Annotated in this window: 26 protein-coding genes and 1 other RNA gene; 8 read left to right on the top strand and 19 right to left on the bottom strand. The window is 63.2% G+C overall.

Annotated features, from left to right (window positions below; all coding sequences use genetic code 11):
• Nucleotides 1-62 precede the first annotated feature (62 nt).
• From BM059_RS17065 to BM059_RS17075, 3 genes are all read right to left on the bottom strand, one after another.
• The gene (locus BM059_RS17065) at nt 63-1,022 is read right to left on the bottom strand and encodes a FecR domain-containing protein (protein ID WP_074940304.1); all 960 of its coding nucleotides are present in this window, start codon (nt 1,020-1,022) and stop codon (nt 63-65) included.
• Complete coding sequence (locus BM059_RS17070; RefSeq protein WP_074940306.1) at nt 1,019-1,543, bottom strand: RNA polymerase sigma factor; 525 nt, start codon at nt 1,541-1,543, stop codon at nt 1,019-1,021. The genes BM059_RS17065 and BM059_RS17070 overlap by 4 nt, the downstream gene beginning before the upstream one ends.
• A gap of 197 nt (nt 1,544-1,740) precedes the next feature.
• Complete coding sequence (locus BM059_RS17075) at nt 1,741-2,262, bottom strand: MarR family winged helix-turn-helix transcriptional regulator (protein ID WP_074940309.1); 522 nt, start codon at nt 2,260-2,262, stop codon at nt 1,741-1,743.
• 83 nt (nt 2,263-2,345) lie between these two features.
• Here BM059_RS17075 and BM059_RS17080 point away from each other — a divergent pair, with 83 nt between their 5' ends.
• Together BM059_RS17080 and BM059_RS17085 are read left to right on the top strand one after the other, a co-directional pair.
• Nucleotides 2,346-3,503: an aminotransferase-like domain-containing protein gene (locus tag BM059_RS17080; RefSeq protein WP_036999969.1), complete on the top strand. Its 1,158-nt coding sequence runs from the start codon at nt 2,346-2,348 to the stop codon at nt 3,501-3,503.
• A gap of 135 nt (nt 3,504-3,638) precedes the next feature.
• Nucleotides 3,639-4,241 (top strand): glutathione S-transferase family protein, encoded by a 603-nt coding sequence (locus tag BM059_RS17085; protein ID WP_036999967.1) that lies wholly within the window; start codon nt 3,639-3,641, stop codon nt 4,239-4,241.
• On the opposite strand, the gene BM059_RS17090 is transcribed toward BM059_RS17085, so the two are convergent.
• The 9 genes from BM059_RS17090 to BM059_RS17130 all read right to left on the bottom strand — a co-directional run bounded on the left by BM059_RS17090 (nt 4,242) and on the right by BM059_RS17130 (nt 15,428).
• A complete protein-coding gene (locus tag BM059_RS17090; protein WP_074940312.1) occupies nt 4,242-4,811 on the bottom strand; it encodes a helix-turn-helix transcriptional regulator in 570 nt (189 codons plus the stop codon).
• A gap of 87 nt (nt 4,812-4,898) precedes the next feature.
• Entirely contained in the window at nt 4,899-5,540 is a 642-nt protein-coding gene (locus BM059_RS17095) for a response regulator (RefSeq protein ID WP_074940315.1), read from the bottom strand.
• On the bottom strand, nt 5,537-8,530 hold the full coding sequence (locus BM059_RS17100) for a sensor histidine kinase (RefSeq protein ID WP_244154423.1): 2,994 nt from the start codon (nt 8,528-8,530) through the stop codon (nt 5,537-5,539). The genes BM059_RS17095 and BM059_RS17100 overlap by 4 nt, the downstream gene beginning before the upstream one ends.
• Nucleotides 8,531-8,582: 52 nt before the next feature.
• On the bottom strand, nt 8,583-9,320 hold the full coding sequence (locus BM059_RS17105; RefSeq protein WP_074940320.1) for an alpha/beta hydrolase: 738 nt from the start codon (nt 9,318-9,320) through the stop codon (nt 8,583-8,585).
• Nucleotides 9,321-9,364: 44 nt separating this feature from the next.
• Nucleotides 9,365-10,969: an MFS transporter gene (locus BM059_RS17110; RefSeq protein WP_074940323.1), complete on the bottom strand. Its 1,605-nt coding sequence runs from the start codon at nt 10,967-10,969 to the stop codon at nt 9,365-9,367.
• Between the two features lies 1 nt (nt 10,970).
• Nucleotides 10,971-12,953 (bottom strand): amidohydrolase, encoded by a 1,983-nt coding sequence (locus BM059_RS17115; protein WP_074940325.1) that lies wholly within the window; start codon nt 12,951-12,953, stop codon nt 10,971-10,973.
• The gene (locus BM059_RS17120) at nt 12,950-13,528 is read right to left on the bottom strand and encodes an antibiotic biosynthesis monooxygenase (protein WP_074940328.1); all 579 of its coding nucleotides are present in this window, start codon (nt 13,526-13,528) and stop codon (nt 12,950-12,952) included. The genes BM059_RS17115 and BM059_RS17120 overlap by 4 nt, the downstream gene beginning before the upstream one ends.
• A 97-nt stretch (nt 13,529-13,625) precedes the next feature.
• Nucleotides 13,626-14,312, bottom strand: coding sequence for a hydrolase (locus tag BM059_RS17125; protein ID WP_074940329.1), 687 nt, complete (start codon nt 14,310-14,312; stop codon nt 13,626-13,628).
• 138 nt (nt 14,313-14,450) lie between these two features.
• Nucleotides 14,451-15,428 carry an alpha/beta hydrolase gene (locus tag BM059_RS17130; protein ID WP_074940331.1) on the bottom strand — a complete coding sequence of 326 codons (978 nt, stop codon included), beginning with the start codon at nt 15,426-15,428 and terminating at the stop codon, nt 14,451-14,453.
• A 157-nt stretch (nt 15,429-15,585) separates the two neighbouring features.
• Between BM059_RS17130 and arcD the strand changes: the two genes are divergently transcribed.
• The 3 genes from arcD to BM059_RS17145 all read left to right on the top strand — a co-directional run bounded on the left by arcD (nt 15,586) and on the right by BM059_RS17145 (nt 18,062).
• Nucleotides 15,586-17,013: an arginine-ornithine antiporter gene (gene arcD / locus BM059_RS17135; RefSeq protein ID WP_074940334.1), complete on the top strand. Its 1,428-nt coding sequence runs from the start codon at nt 15,586-15,588 to the stop codon at nt 17,011-17,013.
• Between the two features lie 134 nt (nt 17,014-17,147).
• Nucleotides 17,148-17,453: a hypothetical protein gene (locus tag BM059_RS25255; RefSeq protein WP_139220755.1), complete on the top strand. Its 306-nt coding sequence runs from the start codon at nt 17,148-17,150 to the stop codon at nt 17,451-17,453.
• Between the two features lie 99 nt (nt 17,454-17,552).
• Complete coding sequence (locus BM059_RS17145) at nt 17,553-18,062, top strand: cupredoxin domain-containing protein (protein ID WP_074940342.1); 510 nt, start codon at nt 17,553-17,555, stop codon at nt 18,060-18,062.
• 52 nt (nt 18,063-18,114) lie between these two features.
• Here BM059_RS17145 and BM059_RS17150 read toward each other — a convergent pair whose 3' ends face one another.
• Together BM059_RS17150 and BM059_RS17155 are read right to left on the bottom strand one after the other, a co-directional pair.
• Entirely contained in the window at nt 18,115-18,393 is a 279-nt protein-coding gene (locus BM059_RS17150) for an HU family DNA-binding protein (protein ID WP_037004832.1), read from the bottom strand.
• A 136-nt stretch (nt 18,394-18,529) separates the two neighbouring features.
• Nucleotides 18,530-20,122: a hypothetical protein gene (locus BM059_RS17155; protein WP_074940344.1), complete on the bottom strand. Its 1,593-nt coding sequence runs from the start codon at nt 20,120-20,122 to the stop codon at nt 18,530-18,532.
• 196 nt (nt 20,123-20,318) lie between these two features.
• Between BM059_RS17155 and BM059_RS17160 the strand changes: the two genes are divergently transcribed.
• The 3 genes from BM059_RS17160 (at nt 20,319) to BM059_RS17170 (ending at nt 23,624) form a co-directional block, all read left to right on the top strand.
• Nucleotides 20,319-21,953, top strand: coding sequence for a methyl-accepting chemotaxis protein (locus BM059_RS17160; RefSeq protein ID WP_074940347.1), 1,635 nt, complete (start codon nt 20,319-20,321; stop codon nt 21,951-21,953).
• Between the two features lie 104 nt (nt 21,954-22,057).
• Nucleotides 22,058-22,154, top strand: an RNA gene (gene ffs, locus BM059_RS17165) — signal recognition particle sRNA small type.
• A gap of 81 nt (nt 22,155-22,235) precedes the next feature.
• Nucleotides 22,236-23,624: a site-specific integrase gene (locus tag BM059_RS17170; protein WP_074940349.1), complete on the top strand. Its 1,389-nt coding sequence runs from the start codon at nt 22,236-22,238 to the stop codon at nt 23,622-23,624.
• Nucleotides 23,625-23,653: 29 nt separating this feature from the next.
• Here BM059_RS17170 and BM059_RS17175 read toward each other — a convergent pair whose 3' ends face one another.
• The 5 genes from BM059_RS17175 to rnhA form a co-directional block, all read right to left on the bottom strand.
• On the bottom strand, nt 23,654-23,854 hold the full coding sequence (locus BM059_RS17175; protein ID WP_074940351.1) for a hypothetical protein: 201 nt from the start codon (nt 23,852-23,854) through the stop codon (nt 23,654-23,656).
• 10 nt (nt 23,855-23,864) lie between these two features.
• Nucleotides 23,865-24,113 (bottom strand): hypothetical protein, encoded by a 249-nt coding sequence (locus BM059_RS17180; RefSeq protein WP_074940354.1) that lies wholly within the window; start codon nt 24,111-24,113, stop codon nt 23,865-23,867.
• Nucleotides 24,114-24,623: 510 nt separating this feature from the next.
• Nucleotides 24,624-25,478, bottom strand: coding sequence for a BRO-N domain-containing protein (locus tag BM059_RS17185; protein WP_074940358.1), 855 nt, complete (start codon nt 25,476-25,478; stop codon nt 24,624-24,626).
• Entirely contained in the window at nt 25,475-25,630 is a 156-nt protein-coding gene (locus BM059_RS25420) for a hypothetical protein (protein ID WP_167364579.1), read from the bottom strand. Before BM059_RS25420 ends, BM059_RS17185 begins: the two co-directional genes overlap by 4 nt.
• A gap of 119 nt (nt 25,631-25,749) precedes the next feature.
• Complete coding sequence (gene rnhA, locus BM059_RS17190) at nt 25,750-26,253, bottom strand: ribonuclease HI (protein ID WP_074940362.1); 504 nt, start codon at nt 26,251-26,253, stop codon at nt 25,750-25,752.
• Between the last annotated feature and the right edge of the window lie 105 nt (nt 26,254-26,358).

The following is a 26,358-nucleotide window of genomic DNA, read 5'->3' on the forward strand; positions in this document are numbered from 1 at the left end:
GTTAATGTATCTCAATGCCTTTTTGCCGAAGCAGGAAATAAAACTGACAGGGGTGGCGGAAATTATTTTTCCGCTGGCACCACGCGGGTCCACCAGGGGCCCAGTTGCTCGGTGCGCACGGGCAGGCTCAGCGCCACGGCTGCCAGCGCCTTGTTGCTGTCGTGCAGCGGGAAGCTGCCGCTGATGCGCAGCCCGGCCAAGCTTGGATCGAGGCTCAGATAGCCGCTGCGGTATTCGCCAAGCTGGTCGATCAGGCGCTGCAAGGGCAGGTTGTCCGCCACCAGCATGCCGCGGCTCCAGGCATCGGCGGCGATGTCAGCAGGACGACTGTCGCTGAGGTGCTGACTGTCCATGCGCACCTGTTCGCCACTGTGGATGATGCGTTCCTGCGAGCCTGCGATTGGCCTGGCAGCGACGGCCGACTGCAACACGATCAGTTCGGTCGCGGCGCCTTCACGCCGTACCAGAAAGCGCGTGCCCAACGCGCGCAGCCGGCCTTGCGCCGTCTCGACGATGAAGGGCCTGGTATCGCCCTTGGCGGTCTGGATCAGAATCTCGCCGCTATGCAGGCGCAGGCGCCGTTCGTGGTCATCGAACTCGATGTCCAGCGCACTGCGGCTGTTGAGGCGCACCTGGCTGCGATCAGCGAGCAGCAGATCGCGCTGTTCGCCGCTGGCGGTGTGGTAGTCGGCGAGGTAATCACCCAGCGGACGCTGGTGGGCGAGCAGGACTAGCGTCACGCCAGCGGCCAGTAACAGGCTCAGGGCACTACCGCCGAGACGGCGTAGGCTGCGGCGACGGCTGACGCTGCTCTGTAACAGCGCGCGGCGCGCCAGCGGCGTGCCGGCGGCAGCAAGCTGCTGGTCGATACCGCCGAGGCGTCGCCAGACCAGGTCATGCTCCGGGTGCGCGGCCAGCCAGTCGGCGAAGTCATGGCGTTGCTGCTCGCTGGCTTCGCCCGAATCCAGACACAGCTGCCAGGCGATGGCTTCATCGAGCACGCGAGCCGATACCTGGCTCATTGCGGCGCTCCGTAAAGCGCGATGTAGCACTGGCGCAGGCCCTGAGCGAGGTATTGACGCACGCGTGACGGCGACACGCCAAGGCGCTCGGCGATCTCGGCATGGCCGAGGCCATCCAGACGGTTATAGAGGAAAGCTGCGCGTGCCTTGCTCGACAGTTGACCGAGCAGGCGATCGATCTCGGCCAGTTGCTCCAGGGCCAGGGCCTGTTCTTCCGGGCTCGGTTGCACGGCTTCAGGAGCCAGCGCGAGTTCTTCCAGATAGGCACGTTCCAGCGCATGGCGGCGAAACTGGTCGACCAGCAGCCCTTTGGCGATGGTGGTGAGCAGGGCCCTGGGTTCGCGTGGGCTGTGCAGGTCAGCGCGGCCGAGCAGGCGCACGAAGGTGTCCTGGCTCAGGTCTTCGGCGCGCTGCGCGCAGTTCAGGCTTTTGCGCAGCCAGCCGAACAGCCAGTCACGGTGGTCGCGATAAAGCACACCGACCAGCTGCTGATTGCTGGAATCCTGAACCGGCACGCGCACCTCGCGAGATCTAAGTTAAGGTGATAATGATTCGCATATGATTGCAGAGGTCGGGTCAGGGTGCAATCAGGCTTTGGCCTGGCGTGACCGGTGGTGCAGGGGAACGGAAAGGCAGGCTGAATCGGTAGGAGCTCGCTCTGCTCGCGAACACGAGGGTTCGAGGGCTCGCTCCTACGGGTGGCGTGTGACGACGATGCCTAGGTGCGTTCCTGGCGGCTACGTGCCAGGGCATGATTGACGGCCAACCAGCCCTGCACGGCCTCTTCGCCCATCTCGCCGAACACGCGCTGCAACAGGCGCGCCTGTTCGCGGCGCAGGGCCTGTTCCAGCTTGGCGCCCTCGGCAGTGAAACCCAGCACACGCTTGCGCTTGTCGTCCGCGGCTGCTTCGCTCTGTACCAGGTTCATTTCGATCAGTTGCCGCAGTGGCATGTTCAGCGCCTGTTTACTCACGCCCAGGTAACCCAGCAGCTCGGTCATGTTCAGGCCCGGGTACTTGGCGATGAAGAACAGTATGCGGTGATGCACGCGTGACAGCCCGCGCTTGGCCAGCATTTCGTCCGGCTTCGCGGTGAAGGCCTGATAGCCGAAGAAGAAGGCTTCCATAGCAGCCTGTTGAGCTGCGCCGTTCTTGATGACCTGCGCGCCGTGACGGCCGGCCTGCGCGCCCTCGGCGGGCGACGTTAAAAATTTCTCGGAGAAATTTTTTAGGTCAGTCATATTGACGTATCTCTGGTTGGCGGCGTAGTTTCGGTCAAGCAGTTTGACTTAATTCCAATGACTTTTGCACCCCAGGACATCCCATGGCCTTCTCCGAACGCATCGCCCGCCTGAAAAGCTCCCTGATCCGTGAAATTCTTGCCGCGGCGCAGCGTCCGGAAGTGATGTCGTTCGCCGGCGGTCTGCCGGCCGAACCAATGCTGCCGAAGGTGGATTGGGCCGATATGCCGGCGAGCATGGGCCAATACGGCATGAGCGAAGGTGAGCCGGCGCTGCGTGAAGCCATCGCTGCCGAGGCGCGTGCGCTGGGCGTGCCCTGCGATGCCAGCCAGGTGCTGATCGTCAGCGGCTCGCAGCAGACCCTGGACCTGGCCTCCAAGCTGTTCATCGACCCGGGCACCGAAGTACTGCTCGAAGCGCCGACCTACCTGGCCGCGTTGCAGGCCTTCCAGCTGTTCGGTGCCGATTGCATCAGCGTGCCGCAGGAGGCCGATGGCCCCGAGCTGGCGGCGCTGCGCCAGCGTCTGGAAAACCACAAGCCGGCCTTCGCCTACCTGATACCGACTTTCCAGAATCCGTCCGCCACCCGTTACAGCGAAGCCAAGCGTGAAGCCGTGGCGGCGCTGCTCGACGAGTTCGGCGTGACCCTGATCGAGGACGAGCCGTACCGCGAGCTGGTGTTCGATGAAGGCCAAGCCACGCCCATCGTCAGCCGCCTGAAGCAGGCCAGCTGGATCTACACCGGTACCGTGTCCAAGACGCTGCTGCCGGGCTTGCGCGTCGGCTATCTGATCGCCACCAAGGACCTGTATCCGCATCTGCTGCGTCTGAAACAGTCGGCCGACCTGCACACCAACCGCATCGGTCAGTGGCAGGCGCTGCAGTGGCTGGGCAGTGAGCAGTATCGCGGCCACCTGGCCGAGTTGCGCAGCTTCTACCGCATTCGCCGTGACGCCATGCAGGCGGCGCTGCTGGAGCACTTCGGCGACCTGGCCGAGTGGGAGATTCCGCAGGGTGGGCTGTTCTTCTGGCTGACTCTGAAGCAGCCGCTCGATACCCGCACGCTGCTCGATGCGGCGCTGGCGCAGAACGTCGCCTTCATGCCGGGCGAGCCGTTCTTCATCGATCCGGACGCCAACCCCGGCCACTTGCGACTGAACTTCAGTCACGTGGCGCCGGAGCGCCTGAGCGAAGGGCTGCGCCGGTTGGCGGCGGTGATCCGCGATGCGCAGAACCTGTGATTAAGGTTTGCCCCTGTAGGAGCGGCTGGGCGGCATTGCGCTTCAGCTGCGATTTTCGCGGATAAATCCGCTCCTACAAAAGCAGGGGTGATTGGCGGCGAGCGTGCCGCGAGGATAGATAGGGAGGGCAACGCGATGTTCAAGGTTTACGGTGATTACCGCTCGGGCAACTGCTACAAGGTCAAGCTGATGCTGCATCTGCTGGGCAAGGAGTACCAGTGGATTGCCATCGATATCCTCAAGGGCGAGACACAGAGCGAAGCCTTCCTGGCCAAGAACCCCAACGGCAAGATTCCGGTACTGGAGCTGGAAGACGGCACCTGCCTGTGGGAGTCCAACGCCATTCTCAACTTCCTCGCCGATGGCAGCGAATTCCTCCCCAGTGAGCCGCGCCTGCGCACCCAGGTGCTGCAGTGGCAGTTCTTCGAGCAGTACAGCCACGAGCCTTACGTCGCGGTGGCGCGTTTCATCCAGCTGTACCTGGGGATGCCCGAGGAACGCAGCGAGGAGCACGCGCGCTGCCTGAAGCTCGGCTACAAGGCCCTGAAGGTGATGGAGAAGCAACTCGAGCGCACGCCTTACCTGGTCGGTGAGCAGTATTCCATCGCCGATATCGCCCTTTACGCCTACACCCATGTAGCCGACGAGGGTGGCTTCAGCCTGGAAGCCTTCCCCGCGGTTCGCGCCTGGCTCGACCGCATCGCCAGTCATCCACGCCACGTGACCATGCTCGGCTGATCAGGACTCGGCGGCGGCCTGCGTCTTCGTGGTGCAGCGCTGTCGCCACATCAACGGGCTCAGTCCGGTCTCGCGGCGAAAGGTGCGGGTGAAATGCGACTGATCGCAGAAACCGTGGGCATGGGCGATCTGCGTCAGTGGCTGGTCCGTGGCCAGCATCATCTCCCTTGCTGCTTCGATGCGCTTGCGCGCCACATAGGCCAGCGGCGTGATGCCGAACGTCTGCTTGAACACATGCGAGAAATGACTACTGCTGAGGTTGAGCTGAGCGGCCAGGTCGCAGGTGCGAATGGCGGCAGCCAGGTGCTGGCTGATGTAGTGATCCAGGCGCCGCGTCTGCCAATGGGTCAGCCCGCTGCCAGCGTGGCGTGCACCGTAGTCGCGGTAGGCGTTCGCCTGGCGTAGCAGTTCCATGGCTTGCTCAAGACAGGCGTAGGCGTTGTGCGTGTCGTCCTGCAGCGCCATTTCGGCTTCACCGAGCAAGGCGGCGATGCGTGCCAGCAGCTGCGGGTCATGCCCGACGGGGTGCAGGCAGGGCACTGCTGCACGAAATTCTCTCAGTGAGCCCATCGCGAAGCCTCCTTGTCTGACTGATTGCACAGCATGCGCGGCGCTCTCGGCGACGCACAGCTCACAAGGAGGGGGCGGGCAGCAGCACTAAAGTGGGGGGCCGATTTCCAGCACGCCGCGTTGCACGGCGATGGCCACGGCGTGGGTGCGATTGTTGGCGCCCAGCTTGTCCATGATCAGGCGCATGTGGCCCTTCACCGTGTCTTCGGTGATGCGCAGTTGCAGGGCGATATCGCGGTTGGAATAACCCAGGGCTGCCGCCTGCAGGACTTCCACTTCGCGCGGGCTGAGGCACTGTTGGCCGATGTGCTGGGCCAGGTCCGCGGCGATTTCCGCTGGGATGTGGCGTTTGCCGGCGGCCAGGGCGCGGATGGTTTCCAGCAGTTCCTTGCGCAGGCTGCTTTTCAGCAGATAGGCCTGCGCGCCCGCCTGGATGGCGTGCAGCGCGCGCACGTCGCCGCGGTAGGTGGTGAGAATGGCGATGCGGGCATTCGGGTCTTCACCGCGAATCGCCAGGATGCTGTCGATGCCGTTCATGCGCGGCATCTGCAGGTCCATCAGGGTGACGTCCGGGCGCAACTGGCGAAAGCACTCCAGGGCCTCGCGGCCGTCGCTGGCTTCGCCGACCAGGTCGATATCCGTCTGCCCGGCCAGCACCGCAGCGATGCCCTCGCGCAGCAGCGGGTGGTCGTCGGCGACCAGCACTCGGATGGGATTGGCAGCTGTCATGACCGCGAGCTCCTGATCAGTCGTTTCCAGTGTAGCCAGTGCCGCGTGCGCGGTGGCGACTGGCGATAGGCCAAGGGGCCGGCCAGCGTCAGCTGGACCTGGCAGCCCTGGCCGGGGGTGCTGTCGATATTGAGCGTGCCACCGATCTTGGCCGCACGTTCGTACATGCCTTTGAGGCCCCAGTGATCGACTGGCGCCGCGCCCAGCAGGTACTCGGCCAGCATGCCGCGGCCATCGTCATTGACGCGCAGCGAGAACTGCCGGGGGTGGTAGTCCAGTTGTACACGCACATGCTGCGCCGCTGCATGACGGAAGGCATTGCTGACGGCTTCGCGGGCGAGCTGGCTGAGTTCGTCATGCACCACCGGGTGCAGGGCGCAGGGCGTGCCGGCGATCTCCACCAGATAGTCGGTGCCCGGGTGTTCATGCAGTTGATCGAATTCGCGCAACGTCTGCGCCAGGTCACTGGAGGCGTCCTCGGCATGCCGCAGGTTGCGCACCCGCTCGCGGCCTTCGGCGATCACCTGGTCGGCACGATCCAGTGCGTTCTCCAGTTTGTCTCGTATGGGTTGCTCGGCGGGCAGACTGTTCGCTGCAGCCTGCACGTGGAGAATCAGCCCTTGCACGCCCTGCAGCAAGGTGTCGTGCAACTCGCGGGCGATGCGCTCGCGTTCGTCGTGGCGCTCCTCCAGGCGTGTGCGCAGCCTTTCCGCCGCGCGCTGCATGTTACTGCGATAGAGCAGGTGCAGGATCACTAGCAACAGCAGCGCCACGGCCAGGATGAACAGCGGATGGCGGTAGAACACCTGGTCGATACTGAAGCTGAGTTCGGCATCCTGCTCGCTGGCCACGCCGCTCTGATTGAACGCGCGGACGCGAAAGCGATAGTCGCCGGCGTGTAGCCCGGTGTAGGTCGCCTCACGTTGACGTCCGGCGGCGTGCCATTCGTTATCGAAACCGTCGAGGCGATAGAGAAAGTGCAGCCCCTCGGGGGCGGACAGGCTCAGGGCGCCGTAGTGGATGACCAGACGCTTGCTGTCTGCCGGAAGCTTAGGCGGCGTTTGCACTGAAAGGGTCGCGCCATCGACGAGCAGCGAATCGATACGCACCTTGGGCGGCGCGTTGCCGTGCATCTGCTGATCCGGTTTCAAACCCGCCACGCCTTTGCGGGTCACGAACCACAGGCGACCATCGGCCCCTTGCACGGCAGTCGGCAACGCCAGCACCTGTTGCGGATCGTTGGCCAGCCCGCCCTGCAGGTCATAGGTGCGGTAATGGATGTGGTGCTTGGGGTCCTTCAGCGCCTTTTCGATCTCCTCGGCTGGCAGCTGGAAAACGCCACCCTTGCCTTGCAGCCAGAGGTCTTCGCCGCGAGGGCCGCTGACCGGGATGATGGCGTAGAGGTTGTCGAACAGGCCGTTATCGCTGAGTGGCAACTGCTGGAAACGCTCGCCATCGAAGCGTGCCAGACCGTGTTGACCGCCGAACCAGCTGTGGTCTTGCAGGTGGGCCATGGCCGTCACGTGGCCGACGTCCAGCCCTTGCGCGTTGCCCCAGTGACGCTCCCCTTGATCGTCATGGCTGACGATCAGGTTGTTGCGGTAGCCGAACCAGCGCTTGCCGTCAGGCCCAAGGGCAGAACTTACCGGCATCAGCTGCGCCGGATCGTCGCTGGGGGCGGCAAGCTGTTGCCAACTGCCGTCACGCAGCACATAGAGGCCCTGGCGGTTGAGCGACAGCCAGGTCGCGCCCTGATCATCGATCAGCAGGGTGCGCACCGAGGAATCCAGATTGTGATCGACCGGTAGGGTCGCGACTTTCTCCAGCTGGCTACCGTTGCTGCGCCAGAGACCCTGGGAACCGGCCAGCCAGATCGCACCGTGAGTGTCCTTGCTGATGGCGCTGATCGGCGTGCGCAGTGGCAGCTCGTGCACAAGACCCTGTTCATCCAGGCGCATGAGCGGCAGGTTGCTGCTGGCGGCCCAGAGGTTGCCGGCGTCATCGGCGGCAATCGCCAGGTTATGCGCCTGGGGCGCAAAGCCAGCAGGGTGCATGGGACGTTCGCGCAGCCGGTCCAGACCGTTCTGTGTGCCGATCCACAGGCTGCCTTCGCTGTCTTCGTGCAGCGGCCAGGCGAAGTCGGAGCTTAAGCCGTCACGCGAGGAGAATCGCTCGCTATGCTCGAAGCCGCCGGCGCCATGTTCGTTGGGTTTGGCCACGTGCAGCAGGCCACCGCCTGCGGTGCTCAGCCACAGGCAGCCATGTTGGTCGAAGACCATGGCGTTGGCTTCTTCGTCGATGGCAATGTGGGTCGCCTGCAGTTGCGGCTGGTCGATCTTTACTCGCAGCAGGCTCTCGCGGTCACGTTCGACCAACCACAGGGAACCGTCGGCGGATTGCGATATCTGCCGCGTGCGTTGGCTGCGAACGCCGGTGTCCTGCAGCTTCTGGGCGCCAGACGGCAGCACGTAGAGGCGTTGCTCGTCGGCGACCCAGAGACGGTCATCACGGTCGACGAAAACGCTGTAGGCATTTTGCCCAAGAAAGCCCTGCGCGCGGCCCTGTTGTTGCCAGTGCTTGCCGTCGAAGCGCATCAGACCGTCGTTGGCGGCGGCCCAGATGCTGCCGTCTGCGCTTTGCGCCAAGGCGTAGATCACCCCGCGAGCCAGGTCGAAGCTGTCGGGGCGTGCCTCCAGCGACCTGATCAGGTGCACGCCACCGTTGCGCAGGCCGACCCAGAGGCCGGCATCACTGGCCAGCAGGCTGGAGACGATGCCCAGGTCATTGCCGTCGGGCGTGCGGTAGCTGGTGAAGTCGAAACCGTCGAAACGGTAGAGGGAGTCGTGAGTGCCCAGCCACAGGTAGCCGTCGCGGGTTTCGGCCAGCGCGCCGATCTGGCTCGGGCTGTTGTCGTTGAGCGTCCAGCGCCGATGCTCCAGTTGTTGGTCCAGGGCGCTTCGGTCAGCGCGGGCCAGGGTGCTGAACAACACCAGGCAAAGCAGGCCTGTCAGAACGCCGAAGCGAGCTTGCGCGGTGCGGGGTTTAAAAGCGTCCAACGTGGTTCTGTGCCCATTCGATGCTGTAGTCGGCAATTCTCTCCCAACCAGGCTCGGCGATCAGCCAGTGGCTGTAGCCGGGGAATTGCTTGAAGCGGGTGATGGCTGACGAGCGTCGATGGCTGCGATAGAGGGCGGCCACCACGCTGGCGCGAACGGCGCGTGCATTGCCCCCCGCCAGCAGCAGCAGGGGCGCGCGCTCGCCATTGGCGAAGTCGACGGCGTTAGCGATGCCCAGCGCAGTCTCCACGAACACGCGCCAGGGCGCCGGTACGATATGGCGTGCATAGGCGATGTTCTGCTGGGTGGGCGTCAGGGTTTGCGCCATATTGCGCGCGAAATAGTGCGGTGTCATGTGCAGCAGGTCGCGCCAGCCGATCCAGGGCAGTAGCCAGCGCCAGGTGCTGTACAAACCCAACAGACCGGCACGTGGCGGCAACGGATCGAGGGCGATACCTGCCTGGCCCAGGCCGCGGTCGAGCAGCATTTGCACCAGCAGACCGCCGAGGTCGTGGCCGATCAGTAGCGGCGGCTGGTCGAGGCTGCGAATGTGCGCCTCGTAGTGGGCGAGGATCGCCGCGATGCCCGGTTGCCGGCTGCCTTGGGCAGGTGGCCAAGGCGGCGCGGTGCAACTGTAGCCACAGGCACAGAAGCGGCGCTGGAAGGGCTCCCAGATCGTTGGCGTGAGCCAGTTGCCGTGGATGAACAGGGCGTGACGAGGCATGTGGCACTCAGCCTGTCACGCCCTGGCTCGGGCTGCTGCCTTCGTCAGGAGGGGGCATGGGCGGCGTCCTTGGCCGGCATCAGGAAATGCTCGATGTGCACCGGCACATCCGGGGTCTGGAAATGCCGGGCGGCAGCCTCGATGCGTTGCTCGGCGCGGGTGACCCGGCCGTGGTGGCGCAGGTGTTCGAGCCAGGATTCGTCGAAGAAGAACTCCTGCCAGTGCCGCGGATTCTCGCTGTTCTGTACCAGCCCCCAGGAGAACGCGCCGTTACGTCTGCGCATGCGGGCGACTTCGTTCATGGCCTGGCGGAAGGCCGCTGCATGCTCGACGGCGATGTCGTACTGCAGGGTGATCATCACCGGGCCGCGTTCACGATCAGCCTCGTCGGCGAGGATCGGTGCCGGCCAGTGCAGCGAGGGCGCCAGGTCTTCGCTTTCGGTCACCGGCAGGGCGAAGCGCGGCGTCAGCAACAGGCCGAGGACTAGGCAGCCGGAAGCAGCGAGCAGGGCGACGGGAATCGACGCATGGCTGGCGACATAACCCCAGAGTGCGCCGCCGGCGGCCATGCTGCCGAAGAACACCAGGATGTACACCGACAGCGCCCGCGCCCGCACCCAGTCCGGCACCGAGGTTTGTGCGCTGACCTGCAGGTTGGACAGCACCGCGATCCACGCCGCGCCGCTGAGCAGCATCACCGGCAGCAGCACGGCGAAGTCGCGCACCCAGGCCAGGGCCAGCAGCACCAGGGCGTAGAGCACGCTGGCCATCGCCACCAGATGGTTGGCACTGATGCGCTCGCGCAGCTTGGGCAGCAGCATGGCGCCGAGCACCGCGCCGATACCGACGCTGCCGAGCAGCAGGCCGAAGTCACTGGCGCTGCCTTTCAGCTCGCTGCGTACGATCAGCGGTAGCAATGAGGTGCCGGCACTGGCACCAACGAAGAAGGCCGCTGCGCGCACCAGCACCGACTGCAGCGGGCGTGAGGCACGGCTGTAACGCCAGCCGGCACGCATGGCGCCGAGCAGGCGTTCGGCCGGGAAGGCGGCGACCTGGCGCTCGCGTTTCCAGGTCAGCAGCACCGCCATCACCGCGAAGAACGACAGGGCATTGAGGGCGAAGGTCGCCCATGGCCCGCTGAGGCTGACCAGCACGCCGGCGATGGCCGGGCCGAGCGCGCGGGCGACGTTGATGCCAAGGCTCGACAGGGCGATGGCCGAGGGCAGGTCGCGCTTGCTCACCAGTTCCGGCGTCAGCGCTGACCAGGCCGGCATCATCAGCGCGGTACCGACGCCCATGGCCAGGGTCAGGCTGAGCAACAGCCAGACCGTGGTCAGCCCGAGCAGCGTCAGGGTTGCCAGCAGTGTCGCCACGGCGGCCATCCATACCTGCACGATCAGCAGGTAGCGACGCTTGTCGATGATGTCGGCCATGGCCCCGGCCGGCAGCGCCAGCAGGAACATCGGCGCGCTGCCGGCTACCTGCACCAGTGCCACGTGCATGGGATTGCTCGACAGGCTGGTCATCAGCCAGCCGGCACCGACCTCGTGCATCCAGGTGCCGATGTTCGAGGCGATGCTGGCCAGCCACAGCCAGCGGAAGGTGCTGTGCTTGAGTGCGCCCCAGGGCGAGGCTTTTTCGTTGGCCATGTCAGAAGGCAAAGCACGAGCAGCCAAAGGCGCCCCAGAAACCCTGGTGATCGCTGACCGGGATGCTGCTGCGACGGGCGCGGTCGTGCTGGTGAGCATGCACCGCGCAGGAACCAATGCACTGGTGGATGCTAGCAGCCATGGGCGCTGCTGCCGGCTTCCAGTGCCCGGGCACCATGGCCACCGGTGACCAGTCCGGCAGCACCGGCAGCGTTGGCGGGGCGAGTTTGTCGAACTCGCCGGTGCCATGCACCACCTTGCCGCCGACCACGGTCAGTACCGATTCCAGCCACTTGATCTGCTCTTCCTCGATGCTGAAGAAGTCCGCGCTCAAGGCCACCAGATCAGCCAGTTGGCCGACCTTGATCTGCCCCTTCTTACCCTGTTCGCTGGAGAACCAGGCGCTGCCGTGGGTGAACAGCTGCAACGCGGTGGCGCGCGACAGACCTTGCGGGGTGAGCGTGGTGCCGCCGACGGTTTTGCCGCTGACCAGCCAATACAGCGCCGTCCACGGGTTGTAGCTGGCTACGCGGGTGGCATCGGTGCCGCCGCCAACCGGAATGCCCTCGGCCAGCATGCGCTGGATTGGCGGGGTGGCTTCGGCGGCCTTGGCGCCGTAGCGGTCGATGAAGTATTCGCCCTGAAAGGCCATGCGGTGCTGGATGGCGATGCCGCCGCCGAGTGCGCGAACTCGTTCGATGTTACGCGGGCTGATGGTCTCGGCGTGATCGAACAGCCAGGGCAGGCCGTTGAACGGCATGTCGCGGTCGACCTTCTCGAACACATCGAGCATGCGCGAGATGGATTCGTCGTAGGTGGCATGCAGACGGAATGGCCAGCGCTGCTCGACCAGATGCCGCACCACCGGCTCCAGGTCGGCCTCCATGCTCGGCGCCAGATCCGGGCGCGGCTCGACAAAGTCCTCGAAGTCGGCAGCGGAGAACACCAGCATTTCACCGGCGCCGTTATGGCGGAGGAAATCATCGCCCTGGCGCAGCTTGACGCTGCTGGTCCAGTTCTTGAAGTCGGTCAGCTCTTCCTTGGGCTTCTGGGTGAACAGGTTGTAGGCGATGCGCACAGTGAGCTGATCCTTGTCGGCCAGCTCCTGGATCACCTGATAGTCGTCCGGGTAGTTCTGGTAGCCGCCGCCGGCGTCGATGGCGCTGGTCACGCCCAGGCGGTTGAGCTCGCGCATGAACTGGCGGGTGGAATTGACCTGATACTCCAACGGCAGCTTCGGCCCCTTGGCCAGGGTGGCGTAGAGGATCAACGCATTGGGCCGGGCGATCAGCATGCCGGTGGGCTCGCCGCTGGCATCACGCTGGATTTCGCCACCGGGCGGGTTCGGCGTGTTCTTGTCGTAACCGACGGCACGTAGTGCGGCGCGGTTGAGCAGGGCGCGGTCATAGAGGTGAAGGACGAACACCGGGGTGTCCGGCGCGGCTCGGTTCAGCTCATCCAGGGTCGGAAGGCGTTGTTCGGCGAACTGGAATTCGGTCCAGCCTCCGACCACGCGTACCCACTGCGGCGTCGGTGTGCGGTCGGCCTGGTCCTTGAGCATGCGCAGGGCGTCTGCCAGCGACGGCACGCCCTCCCAACGCAGCTCCAGGTTGTAGTTGAGCCCGCCGCGAATCAGGTGCAGGTGCGAGTCGTTGAGGCCGGGGATCACTGTGCGCTTTTGCAGGTCGATGACGCGAGTGGAATCACCGCGCAAGGCCATGGCCTCGGCGTCGCTGCCGACGGCGACGAAGCGCCCGTCCTTGATGGCCACGGCGCTGGCTTGGGGTTTTTCGCGGTCGACCGTGTGCAGGCGACCGTTGTAGAGAATGAGATCGGCGCTCATGTTGCCTCCTGATGAACTGACGGATGAGTCGCTGGCCATGGCCGCGAAGGGCAGGGCAGACCACAACGCGCCGGCGGCGCCAAGCACGCTACTGGTGGCGAGAAAATGGCGGCGTTTCGGGTCGGAGGGGTCCTGGCTCATGATCGATTCTCGTCAACGGTTGGATTCAGCCAGGCGTCGAACAGGCGCGTGGCCATGGGCATGAACAGGTACACCACGAGCAAGACGATGCTCAGGGTGATCAGGGTGTTGCTTGGCAGATAAGCGCCCAGCCAGGGAGCAAGGTGAAACAGCGGTTGCCAGAGCAGCGGTATCAGCAGGCTCAGCGGCAGGATCACCAGAAAGGTGACGCACGCCTGTTTCCAGCGGGGCGGTGGCGCCTGCGCGTTTTCCGGCACGAACCAGAATTCCTTGTTCTCGGCGATTTCCAGCTGATCACCGGCGCGTAACAGCGGCTCGACTTCGGCGATCAACTGGCGTCGTTGTTCCGATTCGATCCAGTTCTGCAACTGCTGCAGGCTGGCGAAGCGCAGCACGCAGGTGAACTGCGCCACAAAGGGCTGACGGCTGCGTACCACGTCCACGCCGAGGTGGCCGGGGCACTGGCTGGCGGTAGCAATGATGCGTCGCAACCAGGCTTCGTAACGCGGTACGTGGCCTGGGCGAACCTGATGGCGTACCACCAGGGTGACGGTTTCCGCTTGCGTCTCACTCATGTTGGAGACTCTGCTCGATGCCTTGGTGTTGTCGAGCCAGCGGCGCGCACTGATGCGCGCTGCTGGTCGAATCGAGGGCGTAGCCGCCGTCACGAGGTCAGATGGGCGCGGCTACAGGGGCCAGGGTCGGACCATGCTCAACGCGCTCAGGTGCCTTGTGCACCATGGTGTAGGCGTAGTCCACGCCCATGCCGTAGGCACCGGAATGTTCCTTCACCAGTTCCATCACAGCGTCGTAGGTGTCGCGGTTCTTCCAGTCGCGTTGCCATTCCAGCAGCACTTGTTGCCAGGTCACCGGCACTACGCCGGCCTGGATCATGCGCTGCATGGAGTAGTCATGGGCGGCCTGCGAGGTGCCACCGGAAGCGTCGGCGACCATGTAGATCTCGTAGCCGGCGTCATGCATGGCCGAGAGGGCGAAGGTGGTGTTGCACACCTCGGTCCACAGGCCGGAGACGATGATCTTGTTACGACCGTTCTTCTTCAGCGCGTCGCGAACCTTCTGGTCGTCCCAGGAGTTCATCGAGGTACGCTCGAGCAGCGGCGCGTCGGGGAACACGGCAAGCAGCTCGGGGTAGGTGTGGCCGGAAAAGCTTTCGGTCTCGACCGTGGTGATGATGGTCGGCACGTTGAAGATCTTGGCGGCCTTGGCCAGACCCACGGTGTTGTTCTTCAGGGTTTGCCGATCGATGCTCTGTACGCCGAAGGCCATCTGTGGCTGCTGGTCGATGAAGATCAGCTGGCTGTTGTGCGGTGTGAGAACTTCGGTTTTTGGATTGCTCATAGCGGTTACCTGTCGGTGGGTCGGTGGTCGATGCACGCATCCCGTCGGTCGTTGCCGTCGGGTAGACGTCGGGACTATTGCAGAGCGTCTGCTGCCTGGATTGGATGTAACTACGGTTCTGGTATCGGGCTGTGGTAGTCAGGTCAGGTGTTCACGCAGGGCCGCGCCGGCCTGTTGCATGGCCGTGCGTACGGCAGGTACCTCGGCGATCACGTTGAGCAGGCCGTAGTCGTGGATCATGCCGTTGTAGCGCACGGCGCTGACCGCCACCCCGGCCGCGCCCAGGCGGCGCGCGTAGGCTTCGCCTTCGTCGCGCAGCACGTCCATCTCGGCGGTCTGCACCAGTGCCGGCGGCAGGCCTTTCAACTGCTCCAGGCTGGCGCGCAGCGGCGATGCATGGATCTCGTTACGTTGCTTGGGGTCGGTGGTGTAGTTGTCCCAAAACCACTCCATCATCGCGCGCGTCAGGAAGTGGCCCTCGGCGAACTGGTTGTAGGACGCGTTGTTGAAACTGGCGTCGGTCACCGGCCAAAGCAGCAACTGGAAGCGCAGCGTCGGCGTTCCGGCTTCCTTGGCCTTGATGGCGACCACAGCGGCCATGTTGCCGCCGACGCTGTTACCGGCTACGGCCAGGCGAGCCCCGTCGATACCGATCTGGCTGCCGTTGTCGGCCACCCATTGGGTGGCGGCGTAGGCCTGGTTGATCGCGGTCGGGTACTTGGCCTCCGGCGACGGCGTGTAGTCGACGTAGATCGCGGCGGTGCCGGAGCCCACCACCAGATCGCGGATCAGGCGTTCGTGGGTCGGGTAGTCGCCTAGCACCCAACCGCCACCGTGGAAGAACATGAAACCCGGCAGGTTGCCTTGACTGCCCGTAGGGCGCACCACCACCAGCTTGAGCGTCTGCCCGGCGATTTCAATGCGCTGCTCGCGAGTCTCCACGCCTGACAGGTCGACGCTTACCGAGGCTTGAGCGCCGGTGAGCACCCCACGAGCCTCCCCGGGTGGGAGTTGTTCGAGCGGTGTACCGCCACCGGCGGCCAGGGCTTCGAGAAAGGACTGGGTGGTGGATTCGACGCCGGGACTACCGGCGCCCAGGTTGGCGATGGGCTGCATGGCGGATGACCTCGTGGTGGCTGAAGATGATGTCGCGCGACTGCGTCGATCATCTTCGGCTCGGGTGCTGAGCCGCGCTTGGATCGGTCTGCCGTTTTGGCATCAGGCTGCTATCGGGCTGCTAGAGTGAGGGCGAAGGCTCAAGCGCGAGGTGCTCATGGCAGAGGAAAGTCGCAAGCTGGGCGTGGGCTCGCTTACGGCATTGGTGGTGGGTTCGATGGTGGGCGGTGGCATCTTCTCGCTGCCGCAGAATATCGCCGCCCGGGCCGATGTCGGGGCCGTGCTGATCGGCTGGGGCATCACCGCGGTGGGCATGCTGGCGCTGGCCTTCGTGTTCCAGAGCCTGGCCAACCGCAAGCCGGAATTGGACGGTGGTGTGTACGTCTATGCCAAGGCGGGTCTTGGCGACTACATGGGCTTCTCGTCGGCCTGGGGCTATTGGATCAGCGCCTGGCTGGGCAACGTCGGCTATTTCGTCCTGCTGTTCTCGACCCTGGGGTATTTCTTTCCGGCATTCGGTGAGGGCAATACGCCGCTGGCCATTGGCTGCGCCTCGGTGCTGCTGTGGTGCGTGCATGCCCTGGTGCTGCGCGGGATCAAGGAGGCAGCGCTGATCAACCTGATCACCACCGTGGCCAAGCTGGTGCCGATCCTGCTGTTCATCGTCATCGTCGGCCTGGCCTTCGACCGCGAGATTTTCACCCGTGATATCTGGGGGCGCAGCAACCCGCAGTTCGGTAGCGTGCTGGAGCAGGTGCGCAACATGATGCTGGTCACCGTGTTCGTGTTCATCGGCATCGAGGGCGCCAGCGTCTATTCTTCACGCGCCGAACGGCGCAGTGATGTTGGCAAGGCCACGGTGATGGGTTTTCTTGGTGTGCTGGCGCTGCTGATGTTGGTCAACCTGCTGTCGTTGGGGGTGATGAGCCAGCCCGAACTGGCAGCGCTGCAGAACCCCTCCATGGCCGGGGTGCTGGAGCATGTAGTGGGGCGCTGGGGGGCGATCTTCATCAGCATCGGCCTGGCAGTTTCGCTGCTGGGAGCGTTGCTGTCCTGGGCGCTGCTGTGCGCGGAGATTCTCTTCGTCTCGGCCAAGGACGGCACCATGCCGGCCTTCCTGCGTCGGGAAAATGCCAACCAGGTGCCGTCCAATGCGCTGTGGCTGACCAATACGATGATCCAGCTGTTCCTCCTGATCATCCTGTTCGCTCAGGGCACCTATCTGTCGCTGATCTACCTGGCGTCGTCGATGATTCTGGTGCCGTACCTGTGGTCGTCGGTCTATGCCTTGCTGCTGGTGCTGCGCGGCGAAACCTACGAGGCGCAGGTCGGCGTGCGCCGCAAGGACCTGCTGGCCGGTCTGCTGGCGACGCTCTATGCCATCTTGCTGCTGTATGCCGGTGGGGTGAAGTACCTGCTGCTCTCGGCGCTGCTCTACGCCCCTGGCGTGCTGCTGTTTCACCAGGCCAAGAGGGAGTTGGGGAATGTGCTGTTCAGGCGCTATGAGTGGCTGATCTTCATTGCTGTGTTGCTGACCGCGCTGCTGGCAGGCTATGGGCTGTACAGCGGGCATCTGAGTCTGTGAACGGGCTTGGAGGTTGCGGGCTGGAGGTGGATAATCGGCGCCTGCATTTTCCCTCTGGCTCTTGTCCTTCCATGTGCAAACGGCTACGTACCGCTCTTGTCTGCCTCTTGATACTGGCCTTGCCGATTCAGGCAATGGCTGCGTTCGGCATGCAGCTTTGCCAGCAGGTGCATGGCAGCAGCGCGTTGCATGGGATGCCCGATCACGGCGCTGAGCATGCCGTGATGATGGATGCCGAGCACTCGAAGCCCGCCCATCACCCGACCAACGCCGCCTCCTGCAGCCTCTGCGCGTTCTGCGTCAGTGCGGTGGTGATCGACCAGCCCTTGGTTTACGCCGGGCAGATACACCGTTCAGAGCCGCCTCGGACATTGAGCGAACGCCTGGTTTCCATCGTGCCGGGCACACCCGAGCGTCCACCCCGTCCGTCTTTCTTCTGACCGAACACCTTTCACTGCGGTACGAGCCTGGCTGTAGCAGCCGGTTTGCCGTGTGCGCCTCGCTGCGCGCAAACGATACGAATGATGGGAGATGGATAGATGAAACGACGTGCTTACACCCTGACCGCTCTGGCACTTGTTGCGCTGCTGACCGCGCTGCACACCCAGGCGCATGAAGACAGTCACGCTGGGCATGGCGCCATGAACATGATGGATCACGGGCCAGAGCAAAAGCCTTGGGGCATTGCCGGGCAGGTCGACCAGGTCGATCGCACCGTGGAGATTCGCATGGGTGACAACATGCGCTTCAGCCCCGAGAGATTGCAGGTCAGGCAGGGTGAGACCATCCGCTTCGTCCATCACAACGATGGCAAGTTGCTGCACGAGTTCGTGCTGGGAACGCGGCAGACGCTGGATGAGCATGCCGCCGAGATGCTCAAGGCTCCGGGCATGGCGCATGGAGAGGCGTATATGGCGCATGTCGCGCCAAAGGCGCAGGGCGAGATGATCTGGACGTTCAACCGAGCCGGCGAATTCGAGTTCGCCTGCCTGATCGCCGGGCATTACCAGGCCGGTATGCGCGGCAGCATCGAGGTGCTGGCTGACTAAGGCGGGGTAGGGGAAGGCCGCGACCCAGGTGGGGTCGCGGCCAGACTCTGAATCAGTTCAGCGCGTCGGTCAGGGCCTTGGCAGGCACCAGCTTGACCACTTTCTTGGCCGCGATCTCGATGCTCTTGCCGGTCTGCGGGTTGCGGCCGGTACGGGCAGGGCGCTCGCTCACTTTCAGTTTGCCGACGCCCGGCAGGGTGATCTCACCGTCGTTTTCCAGTGCGTCGCCGACAATTTCGCCCAGCTGATCGATCAGGGTGCGGACAGTGGCTTTGGGCAGGGAAACGGCCTCGGCCAGGTCGCTGATCAGTTGGTCTTTGGTGATTGCCATGATGTAACTCCGTTTGCAGGTGAGAGGTTCGGCGCGGCAGACACGAGGCTGCACAGCCGAAAACGTGGGAAAGCTAGCACAAAAGGGATGGCTCGGCAGCGCCTGATGGGCTTTACCGATAGGGCTTAGTGTCGCATCAGTCCTGGTGGTTCCAGCGTGCGACCAAAAAACGCAGTCGGCCGCTGATGCCGGGCTCACTGGCGCTGTCAAACGGCACTTCGATCTCCAAGCTTCCATCTTGCTGAATGTTGCCATCGAGTTTGCGGTCTGCGCTGTGCACGCCCTGGTTCTGCCAGGCGTGGCTCACTTGCCAGCCACTGTCGGCGTTGGGTGGGGTTATTTCCAGCACCAGGCTGTTGCGGAACAGATAGCTGCCCTCGAAATGCTGGTTGACCCATAGTTTGCGCTCCACCTCGTAGTCCGGCACCCGAACGTTGAAGGTCAGGGTATAGGCCAGTCCCTTGCGCCTGCTGTTCACGCGCGCCCGTTCGGCAAGAAACAGGCTGCCGAGGTACAGCTTGCCGTTCTCCTGCGGTGCCTTGAGCCAGTGCTGGTGGGCGAGACAGGCCACCGAATCCTCCTCGGCGGTGCGCCGGCTCAGGTACCAGAGCTTGCCTCGCGGGGCGGCGAGTACTTCGAACTGGTACAAGGCGTTAACCGCCTGCCCCTGGCTTTCAGATTTGCGCAGCTCCTTGGGCAGGGTGATGGCGTCGACTTCGGCCCAGATGTCTACACGCACATCGCCGAACAGAAATCGCGTGAGATTCTGGTAAGCCTCCTCACTGTTGACGATGCCGAAGTAGCCGGAATGCGCTCGATAGGCGAACGCCTTGGCGCAGGGCGCTGCCGCTTTGTTGCCAGCGTCCAGGCCGCAGAGGGTCGCGTTGTCGATGCGCACCAGGCCGTCGCTGCCGTGGCCTGCGAAGGTACGCGAGAGGCCGAGGCCGGCTTCGTAGTCCATGCGGTTGGTGCCAACCATGCAGAAGAAACGCTTCGACGGGAAGCGCGCCTCGGGTAGCCAGTCGACGCGCTCGGTGAGCTTGTAAGCGGCTTCCAGATCGAGAAACGTCGCCAGGCGCTGGCGGTTGAAGTTGCTGATGTCGCTTAGGTTCAGCCAACTTGGCGGGTTGATGCCGAGCAGGTCGATACCATTGTGTGGCGTGGCGTAGGTAAACACCTTGTCCACCAGTTTGGCCGCACCACCCGGATCCAGCTTGGCGTTTTGCAGCAGGCCTCGGCAAACCAGGCCACCCATCGAATGGGCCACCAGGTAGCAACGGAAGTCGCTCTTGGTGATGGCGTTCTTCGGGTTGGCGCACACCAGCTCGCGCACCTTGAGAATCAGCTCGCCAAGCTTGTTGGCGAACACCTCCAGGCTCGGTGTGCTGCCGATACCCAGCAGCCGTGAGGCCTCGTCGTAGTAGCGATAGATGATGATCGAGCGGCTTCCCAGCCGGTTATCCGGGTTGGCCGCCCATTCCGGGTCGAGAATGTCGTAGCCGTCTTCGTACACGTCCTGATAGTCGAACTCCGAGGCCAGGCGGATCACCGGCGACTCGAAGACGAACTTGCGTGGCTGGCGGGTCTTTTCCGCTACTGCGCGGTAGACGGTAGAGCCGAGGTTGAAGCCGCAGAAGGGGTCGGCACTGGTCTGGTCGATCTCTCCCGGGGTCATGGCGTAGCCACGTACGTAGATGATCGGATGGAAGGGGCTATGCGAATTGGCCATGGTTGCTCCTGAGGTGGCGTGCGCGTGCCTCGGGAATGCTCATCATGGCCGAACTGCGGGATGCGACGAGTGGCGCGGGTGGTCTTGCAGAAGGTTAGCTCAGCGCTGGAGGTTTTCCGGATTTTTGCGCGCGCAGACGGCGACTTGGCAGGGCTCGACTAAGCTACTGAGACCTGCCTAATACTGGAGTGCCACCATGCTGCGCGCATTCACCGATCTGGGGTTTCGTTGGAAGATAGCCGTACCCATTCTGTTGCTCGCCGCGCTGCTGGTGGCCATGGGGACGCTGGGTATGCGCGGCATTACCCAGGTCGCCGAATCCAGCACCACCCTGACCAATCGTCATTTGCCTGCCATCAGTCTGCTGCTCAATGCTGATCGCGACCTTTATCAGGCGTTTGTCGCCGAGCGTAGCCTGCTCGATGAGGATTCCGGTTCCCACGCTGCCGAGTTGCGCGCCTCGCATGCCGAGAACCTGCAGCAGGCCTATGACCGCGTGCACAAGTTCGCTGCGATGCAGCCAGGCAGTGAGGCGCTGGCGCTGGTGGCGGAGTTCGACCGCGGCTTCGAACGCTGGAAGGCAACCTCGCAACGCGTATTGGAAATGGCCAGCAGCGACCCCAATGCCGCCAGCCGACTGAGTTTCGCAGACAGCGAGGCGCAGTTCGAAGAGGCGCGCAGCGCCATCGACAAGCTCGGTGAGCTGGAAGACAACGCGGCCAATGCCGTTGGCACCGCAGCCATCGCCCGCGGCGAGGCGCTGGCCTGGCAGCAGGGGCTGATCATCGCCATCGGCCTGCTGGTGTGCCTGGTGCTGGTGGTGGGTTTCCCGCTGCTGGTTACGCGGCCGTTGCACAACCTGCTTTACCGTATCGAACAGATTGCTGATGGCGATGGCGATCTGCGCGTGCGTCTGGATGTCATGTCCAAGGATGAACTGGGTAAGCTCAGCCATGCCTTCAACCGCTTTCTCGACAAGTTGCAGCCGTTGATCAAGGAGGTTGGCCGCGTGACCGGAGAGGTGGCGGATTCGGCCAAGAGCCTGGCCGGCATGGCGGCCGCCAATGATCGGCTTATCAGCAGCGAGCATGCCGCGGTCGACCAGGTCAGCACGGCCGCTACCGAGATGAGCGTGGCGGTGCATGAGGTGGCGCGCAACGCGCAGAATGCCGCCGACGCCGCGCGCCATGCCGAGACGCAGTCGCGTGAAGGCGCCCAGGTGGTGGGGGCGACCATCCATTCGATTCGCCAGTTGGCCCAGGAAGTGGAAAGCGCCTCCGACACTATTCAGACCCTGGAGCAGGAAACCGCCAACATTGGCGCGGTGCTGGCGGTGATCAAGGGCATTGCCGAGCAGACCAACCTGCTGGCACTCAACGCCGCCATCGAAGCGGCGCGGGCAGGTGAGCAGGGCCGTGGTTTCGCCGTGGTGGCCGACGAGGTACGGGCACTGGCGGCGCGTACCCAGGAGTCGACCAAGGACATCCAGCAGATGATCGAGCGCCTACAGGCCGGCGTGCAGAACGCAGTCAAGGCCACGCATTCGGGCAGTGCCCGCGCGCGGCAGAGCGTTGAACAGGCGGCCGGCGTAGACCAGGCGTTAAGCGTGACCGGCGACTCGGTGCAGCGTATCAACGACATGGCCGCACAGATCGCTACCGCCTGCGAGGAGCAGAGCAGCGTTACCGAAGAGATCGCGCGCAACATCAGCGATATTCGCGACCTGTCCAACGAAGCGGCGCTGACCTCAGAGCAGAGCACGCGGGCCAGTCAGCACCTGTCCGAACTGTCCCATGGGTTGGCCCAGCTGGTGGGCCGTTTCCGTGTCTAGCGTGGCTGTCACGCGTATCTAAGTGTTTGAAGCAGTTGTAAGTTTACGTTTAGCCGTTACAATGGCGCGGCTCGTCGCAATGGCGGGCAGCGTTATGGTGGCCCTGCCGGTCCCCTCGCAATGATTACCCGTTAACCTGGTCAGGCCCGGAAGGGAGCAGCCACAGCGGGAACATCGTGTGCCGGGGTGTGGCTGGTGGGGTCCACCTCCAGTGACTTAAGTCATTGATTCTGAACGGTTTTTCACTCCAATCCACGCAGTGGTACAAGGAGTGATACATCCGTGTCTACTGTCCCGTCTTACCTTCTCCTGTCGCGCCATTCGGTCTTCTATTTCCGTATCGTGGTGCCTGAAGTCATTCGCCCTTTGTTCCCTCAACGGGAGATACGCAGGTCGCTCCAGACGCGCTGCCGTAGGGAGGCGTTGATCCGTGGGCGTGAGCTTCTGCTGCAGACCCAGCGACTGTTCACAGAGGCGTTCCAGGGGCGTCGGCCATCGTTGGACCTCCTGAAGGGCGCCTGGGAGGCGGGTGGGAAGCGCGTTGCTAGCTGGGCCTCCTGGCTGCGCCAGCAGCAGTTGGTTAGTACCTTCGAGGCCGTGATAGCTAATCCTCGGGAGCAGCCGAGCAGGGGGCCGCAGAAGGCCAATACGGTCCCCATTCGTGACGAGCCGCCGTTGGCGCCATTGTTCTCCAAGGTCGTTGACGAGTACCTGCGTCAGCAAGCTCGGGAAGGTGTCTCTACCAAGACCCTGGACGACAAGCGGGCAATGGCTTCCCTGTTCGTCCGCGTCATCGGAGACCATCCGATAAACCTCATCACCCGCAAGGAGACCCAGCAGTTCCGGGAGACCGCGTTAAAGCTGCCGCCACGGATACACCAGCTGTCCGTCACGTCCCTGGAGCAGGCCATTGCCGAGGCCAAGTCCACCATCAGTCAGACTACGTTCAACAACTACGTGAAGAACCTGACGACGTTCTTCGCCTATGCCATCCGGGAGGGGTACTGCGATAAGAACCCGTTCTACAGGCTTGGCATCAAGCGCAGGGGGAAGGTGAACCAGGAGCGTTCGGCGTTCACTGAAGCCGACTTGAAGGCCCTGTTCGACAGGAGCAGGTACGCGCCTGCAAATGGGCCGAAGCCGAACCAGTATTGGCTACCCCTGTTGGGGCTCTATACGGGCGCACGGCTGAATGAGCTGTGTCAGCTGTACCTGGACGATATCGTGGTCGTTAATGGTGTGGACTGTCTTCACATACGGAAGGGCCGGCCAGACCAGAAGCTCAAGAATGATGGCTCTGAGCGTTTGGTCCCGATTCACTCTCGCCTGAAGGCCCTTGGTTTTATGGAGTATGTCGCCAGCCTGCGTGTAGATGGGCATGCGCGGCTATTCCCGGAGCTGACTCTTCACAAGAAGCATGGCTACAGTGCTGCCCCTTCCAAATGGTTCGCTCGGGTCAGGGCGCAGCTGGGCTTTGAGGGGAAGAAGGACTTCCACAGCTTCCGGCATACATTCGCAGACCACTTGAAGCAGAAGGGGGTGTCTGAGGCGCTGGTCGGCGGTGTGCTGGGGCACCAGACAGGGGGGATAACATTCGGTCGTTATGGGAAAGACTTCAGGCCGGAGGTACTGGTGCCGGTGGTGGAAATGGTAACTCTGAAAGCACCCTAAACAGGGGCCGCTCCCTGGCCCCCTTATCGTCAGGTGGTGTGACAGACGTAAGAGCAGTAGTAGCAGCCATTGGCGGTGGGGTACATGCGGCGAGCCGCGACCACAGCGGTCTGGCAACCGACGTGATAACCAAGGTCTGTACGATTAACAGGGAGGTACTGGCAGGTGGCTTTATGCACCTCATGGTCACCATTTGCCTGCTGACGCTGGTTGACGTAGTAACGTTCCATGATGGTCTCCTCAGCGCTTTTTGTTGCTCTGCGAAACCACCGAGCCAGCCAAGGCCTTGGTGGTGTCACTGGAGCGTGGGTTGCGGAGTGCCTGCGAAGCTTTGCTCTCCATGTCAGCTCCGGTCTCTTTCCCAGTGGTTGCTTGCGCAAGTGCGGAGCCGGCAAGGCTCTTTGCGATTGCAGAAGCATTAGGGTCGCGGAGTGTTTCGGATGCCAACGTAGCGATGCTGGCCGATGTATCTTTGTCGTTCTTCGCCATGATGGTATTACCTCCAATAGGCGATTTCGGTATTCGGCCAGCTGGGGAACCATTCGGCAGATGCGCGTTGACGGAACAACTGTCGCATTGCTTAATTGGCCCCCCGTCAGGGCCGGTTCGTGTAACTACTGCTGAGCTCCCGGTGGGGCGGGTAACTGCGCTGTCGTCTCCACAACTTCAGGCGCAGTTGCTCGCTGACTTCCTTTCACTCGACCTCGCAATGAGGTCTGCAGTACGGGTAGAACACAATATCTTGTGGTGCTCTGCTCCGTGGGCATCAAGATAATGTGCCCAGATAGGCTCTGCAACGCCACGGTGAAGAACAGCCTGTGGATAACGTGTGCGCTAGATGTGGTTGTTTTTTGATCTCCCTTTAGAATCTTGTACTTAGACGTCGATTACCGTTCGTCGGTTTCCGATGTCTTGGTGACTGCTTTTAGTTGATTTCTCTGTAGGCCCCGTCAATTCGGCGATAGCGTTGCCCCTGCTTCAGCACGGTTCATGGTTCCGTCAATTTTCCAACTCTGTGTAACTTTCTTTGGTTAGCCTTGGGCAGGGTATCTCCAAAGCCAGGCGTGGTAGAGGCTTGAAGCCGGTCTTCATGGTCAGGCGTTCGTCGTGATAGAGGTTGACCAGGAGCTGCTGTCCCTTCTCCAGGACGACGATTTTCGAGCGTCCATCGGGTGCCAGTACCTCGTCGAACAGGACGCCCTTGAACTTGTGCCGCACGGCCCAGTGCCCGTCGCGCTTGAACAGGTACTGCATGACCATGAGGTCTTTCTGTACCTGCATGGTGTTGACGCCTTCCAGCTTGCGGGCGAACTCGACGACGCCGATACGGGAGCGCTGGCCGACCGCCTGGCCGACTTCAGCAGCCGGGAGGAGGCGTTGGTTGGTGGCTTCCAGGGCGGCTTTCTCCTGGGCCAGGCGTTCCAGCTTGCGCTGCATGATGCCCATGGCCTTCAGTACCAGCTCGTCCTCGTCCATTTCGCCGGTCGCTACCTTCTCCTCGCCCAGGACATAGGCGCCGTCCTTACGGATGGCTGGCAGGACTACCCGCGTGACCCAGTCCTGGAAGGCGCGGGCTTCGGGCTTGTTGGAGCGCATGACCAGCTTGTATAGGCCGGATTCGCTGATAATGAGGGTGTTCTGCGAGCCGTTGCTCGGGCTAGCAATCTTTTTGCTCCCTTTCTCGGAAGCGTCCAGATAGCCCACGACGCGGCTCGGGGCGTAACGGTAGTTCGTCTTATCCCAGCCGATAGAAAGGGCCGCGCAGACGTCTGCAGCCACGAACCACGGCTGGCCGTCCTGCTCGATGACGCGCAAGTCCATCAGGCCGAAGTTGAATTTCTGTACCTGGCTCATGCCTTCACCTCCTGCAGCTCGACCAGGGCTTCCCGGATGCGTGCTCGATGCTCCCTCATGTCCTCGATGTTCTTGTCCAGGACGAACAGGGCATCGCGCATGGCTTGCTTGGCCTGCTCCAGGCGCTCCTCGATGGTGGGTTGCTGGTTCATTGTTTGTCCCCCTGCAGGAGCGCTAGGCCGCGCTTGGTCAGGTCGACCAGAAAACAGCAGGGGGGAAGACACGCCCGAGCGAACCTTCAGGGAGGGCTCTGCAGGGGCGTGATAGTGGGTTAGACCACGGGGGTTTCTACAGCAGGAATCCGCTTACTGTGCGACTTCTGGAGCGCTGCTGCCTTCGCGGCGAGTGCGTCGACACGTTCATTCTCGATGTGGCCGCTGTGGCTCTTGATCCAGTGGGCGGTGACGCTGTGTAGACCAAGCAGGGTGTCGAGGGCCTTCCAGAGGTCTACATTCTCGACGGGCTTCTTATCTGACTTCCGCCAGTCATTGGCCTTCCATTTCGTCATCCAGGAATTGATGCCTTGGACCACGTAGTTGCTGTCGGTGTAGAGGTCGACCACAGCAGGCTTCTTTATGATCTTTAAGGCCTCGATGGCGGCAGTCAGTTCAGCCCTTTGGTTGGTCGGATGGTGGCCGTCCTTCAGTGGGCCTGCGGCCTCTATGGTGACGCCTTCCGCGTTGCGGATGACGACGCCCCAGCCAGCTCTGGCGATGATGGTGCCGTTGTTGAGGCAGGAGCCGTCGGTGAAGGCGGTGTAGGTACGTGCGGTCATGTGGTGCGTTCCTTGATAGTGAATTTGAGGTGCAACCTTCCCGGCATCCTCAGCGGAGGGCGCCTGGTGGCTGATGGGGGTAGGATGGACAGGGCGGAGCGGACC

The sequence above is a fragment of the Ectopseudomonas composti genome (assembly GCF_900115475.1).
Lineage (GTDB): Bacteria > Pseudomonadota > Gammaproteobacteria > Pseudomonadales > Pseudomonadaceae > Aquipseudomonas > Aquipseudomonas composti.

Excerpts from the sequence above, each read along its gene's own strand:
- BM059_RS17065 (WP_074940304.1), bottom strand. The coding sequence starts at position 1,022 with ATGAGCCAGGTATCGGCTCGCGTGCTCGATGAAGCCATCGCCTGGCAG.
- BM059_RS17075 (WP_074940309.1), bottom strand. The coding sequence starts at position 2,262 with ATGACTGACCTAAAAAATTTCTCCGAGAAATTTTTAACGTCGCCCGCC.
- BM059_RS17080 (WP_036999969.1), top strand. The coding sequence starts at position 2,346 with ATGGCCTTCTCCGAACGCATCGCCCGCCTGAAAAGCTCCCTGATCCGT.
- BM059_RS17085 (WP_036999967.1), top strand. The coding sequence starts at position 3,639 with ATGTTCAAGGTTTACGGTGATTACCGCTCGGGCAACTGCTACAAGGTC.
- BM059_RS17090 (WP_074940312.1), bottom strand. The coding sequence starts at position 4,811 with ATGGGCTCACTGAGAGAATTTCGTGCAGCAGTGCCCTGCCTGCACCCC.
- BM059_RS17095 (WP_074940315.1), bottom strand. The coding sequence starts at position 5,540 with ATGACAGCTGCCAATCCCATCCGAGTGCTGGTCGCCGACGACCACCCG.
- BM059_RS17105 (WP_074940320.1), bottom strand. The coding sequence starts at position 9,320 with ATGCCTCGTCACGCCCTGTTCATCCACGGCAACTGGCTCACGCCAACG.
- BM059_RS17110 (WP_074940323.1), bottom strand. The coding sequence starts at position 10,969 with ATGGCCAACGAAAAAGCCTCGCCCTGGGGCGCACTCAAGCACAGCACC.
- BM059_RS17115 (WP_074940325.1), bottom strand. The coding sequence starts at position 12,953 with ATGAGCCAGGACCCCTCCGACCCGAAACGCCGCCATTTTCTCGCCACC.
- BM059_RS17120 (WP_074940328.1), bottom strand. The coding sequence starts at position 13,528 with ATGAGTGAGACGCAAGCGGAAACCGTCACCCTGGTGGTACGCCATCAG.
- BM059_RS17125 (WP_074940329.1), bottom strand. The coding sequence starts at position 14,312 with ATGAGCAATCCAAAAACCGAAGTTCTCACACCGCACAACAGCCAGCTG.
- BM059_RS17130 (WP_074940331.1), bottom strand. The coding sequence starts at position 15,428 with ATGCAGCCCATCGCCAACCTGGGCGCCGGTAGTCCCGGCGTCGAATCC.
- arcD (WP_074940334.1), top strand. The coding sequence starts at position 15,586 with ATGGCAGAGGAAAGTCGCAAGCTGGGCGTGGGCTCGCTTACGGCATTG.
- BM059_RS25255 (WP_139220755.1), top strand. The coding sequence starts at position 17,148 with ATGGCTGCGTTCGGCATGCAGCTTTGCCAGCAGGTGCATGGCAGCAGC.
- BM059_RS17145 (WP_074940342.1), top strand. The coding sequence starts at position 17,553 with ATGAAACGACGTGCTTACACCCTGACCGCTCTGGCACTTGTTGCGCTG.
- BM059_RS17150 (WP_037004832.1), bottom strand. The coding sequence starts at position 18,393 with ATGGCAATCACCAAAGACCAACTGATCAGCGACCTGGCCGAGGCCGTT.
- BM059_RS17155 (WP_074940344.1), bottom strand. The coding sequence starts at position 20,122 with ATGGCCAATTCGCATAGCCCCTTCCATCCGATCATCTACGTACGTGGC.
- BM059_RS17160 (WP_074940347.1), top strand. The coding sequence starts at position 20,319 with ATGCTGCGCGCATTCACCGATCTGGGGTTTCGTTGGAAGATAGCCGTA.
- BM059_RS17175 (WP_074940351.1), bottom strand. The coding sequence starts at position 23,854 with ATGGAACGTTACTACGTCAACCAGCGTCAGCAGGCAAATGGTGACCAT.
- BM059_RS17180 (WP_074940354.1), bottom strand. The coding sequence starts at position 24,113 with ATGGCGAAGAACGACAAAGATACATCGGCCAGCATCGCTACGTTGGCA.
- BM059_RS17185 (WP_074940358.1), bottom strand. The coding sequence starts at position 25,478 with ATGAGCCAGGTACAGAAATTCAACTTCGGCCTGATGGACTTGCGCGTC.
- BM059_RS25420 (WP_167364579.1), bottom strand. The coding sequence starts at position 25,630 with ATGAACCAGCAACCCACCATCGAGGAGCGCCTGGAGCAGGCCAAGCAA.
- rnhA (WP_074940362.1), bottom strand. The coding sequence starts at position 26,253 with ATGACCGCACGTACCTACACCGCCTTCACCGACGGCTCCTGCCTCAAC.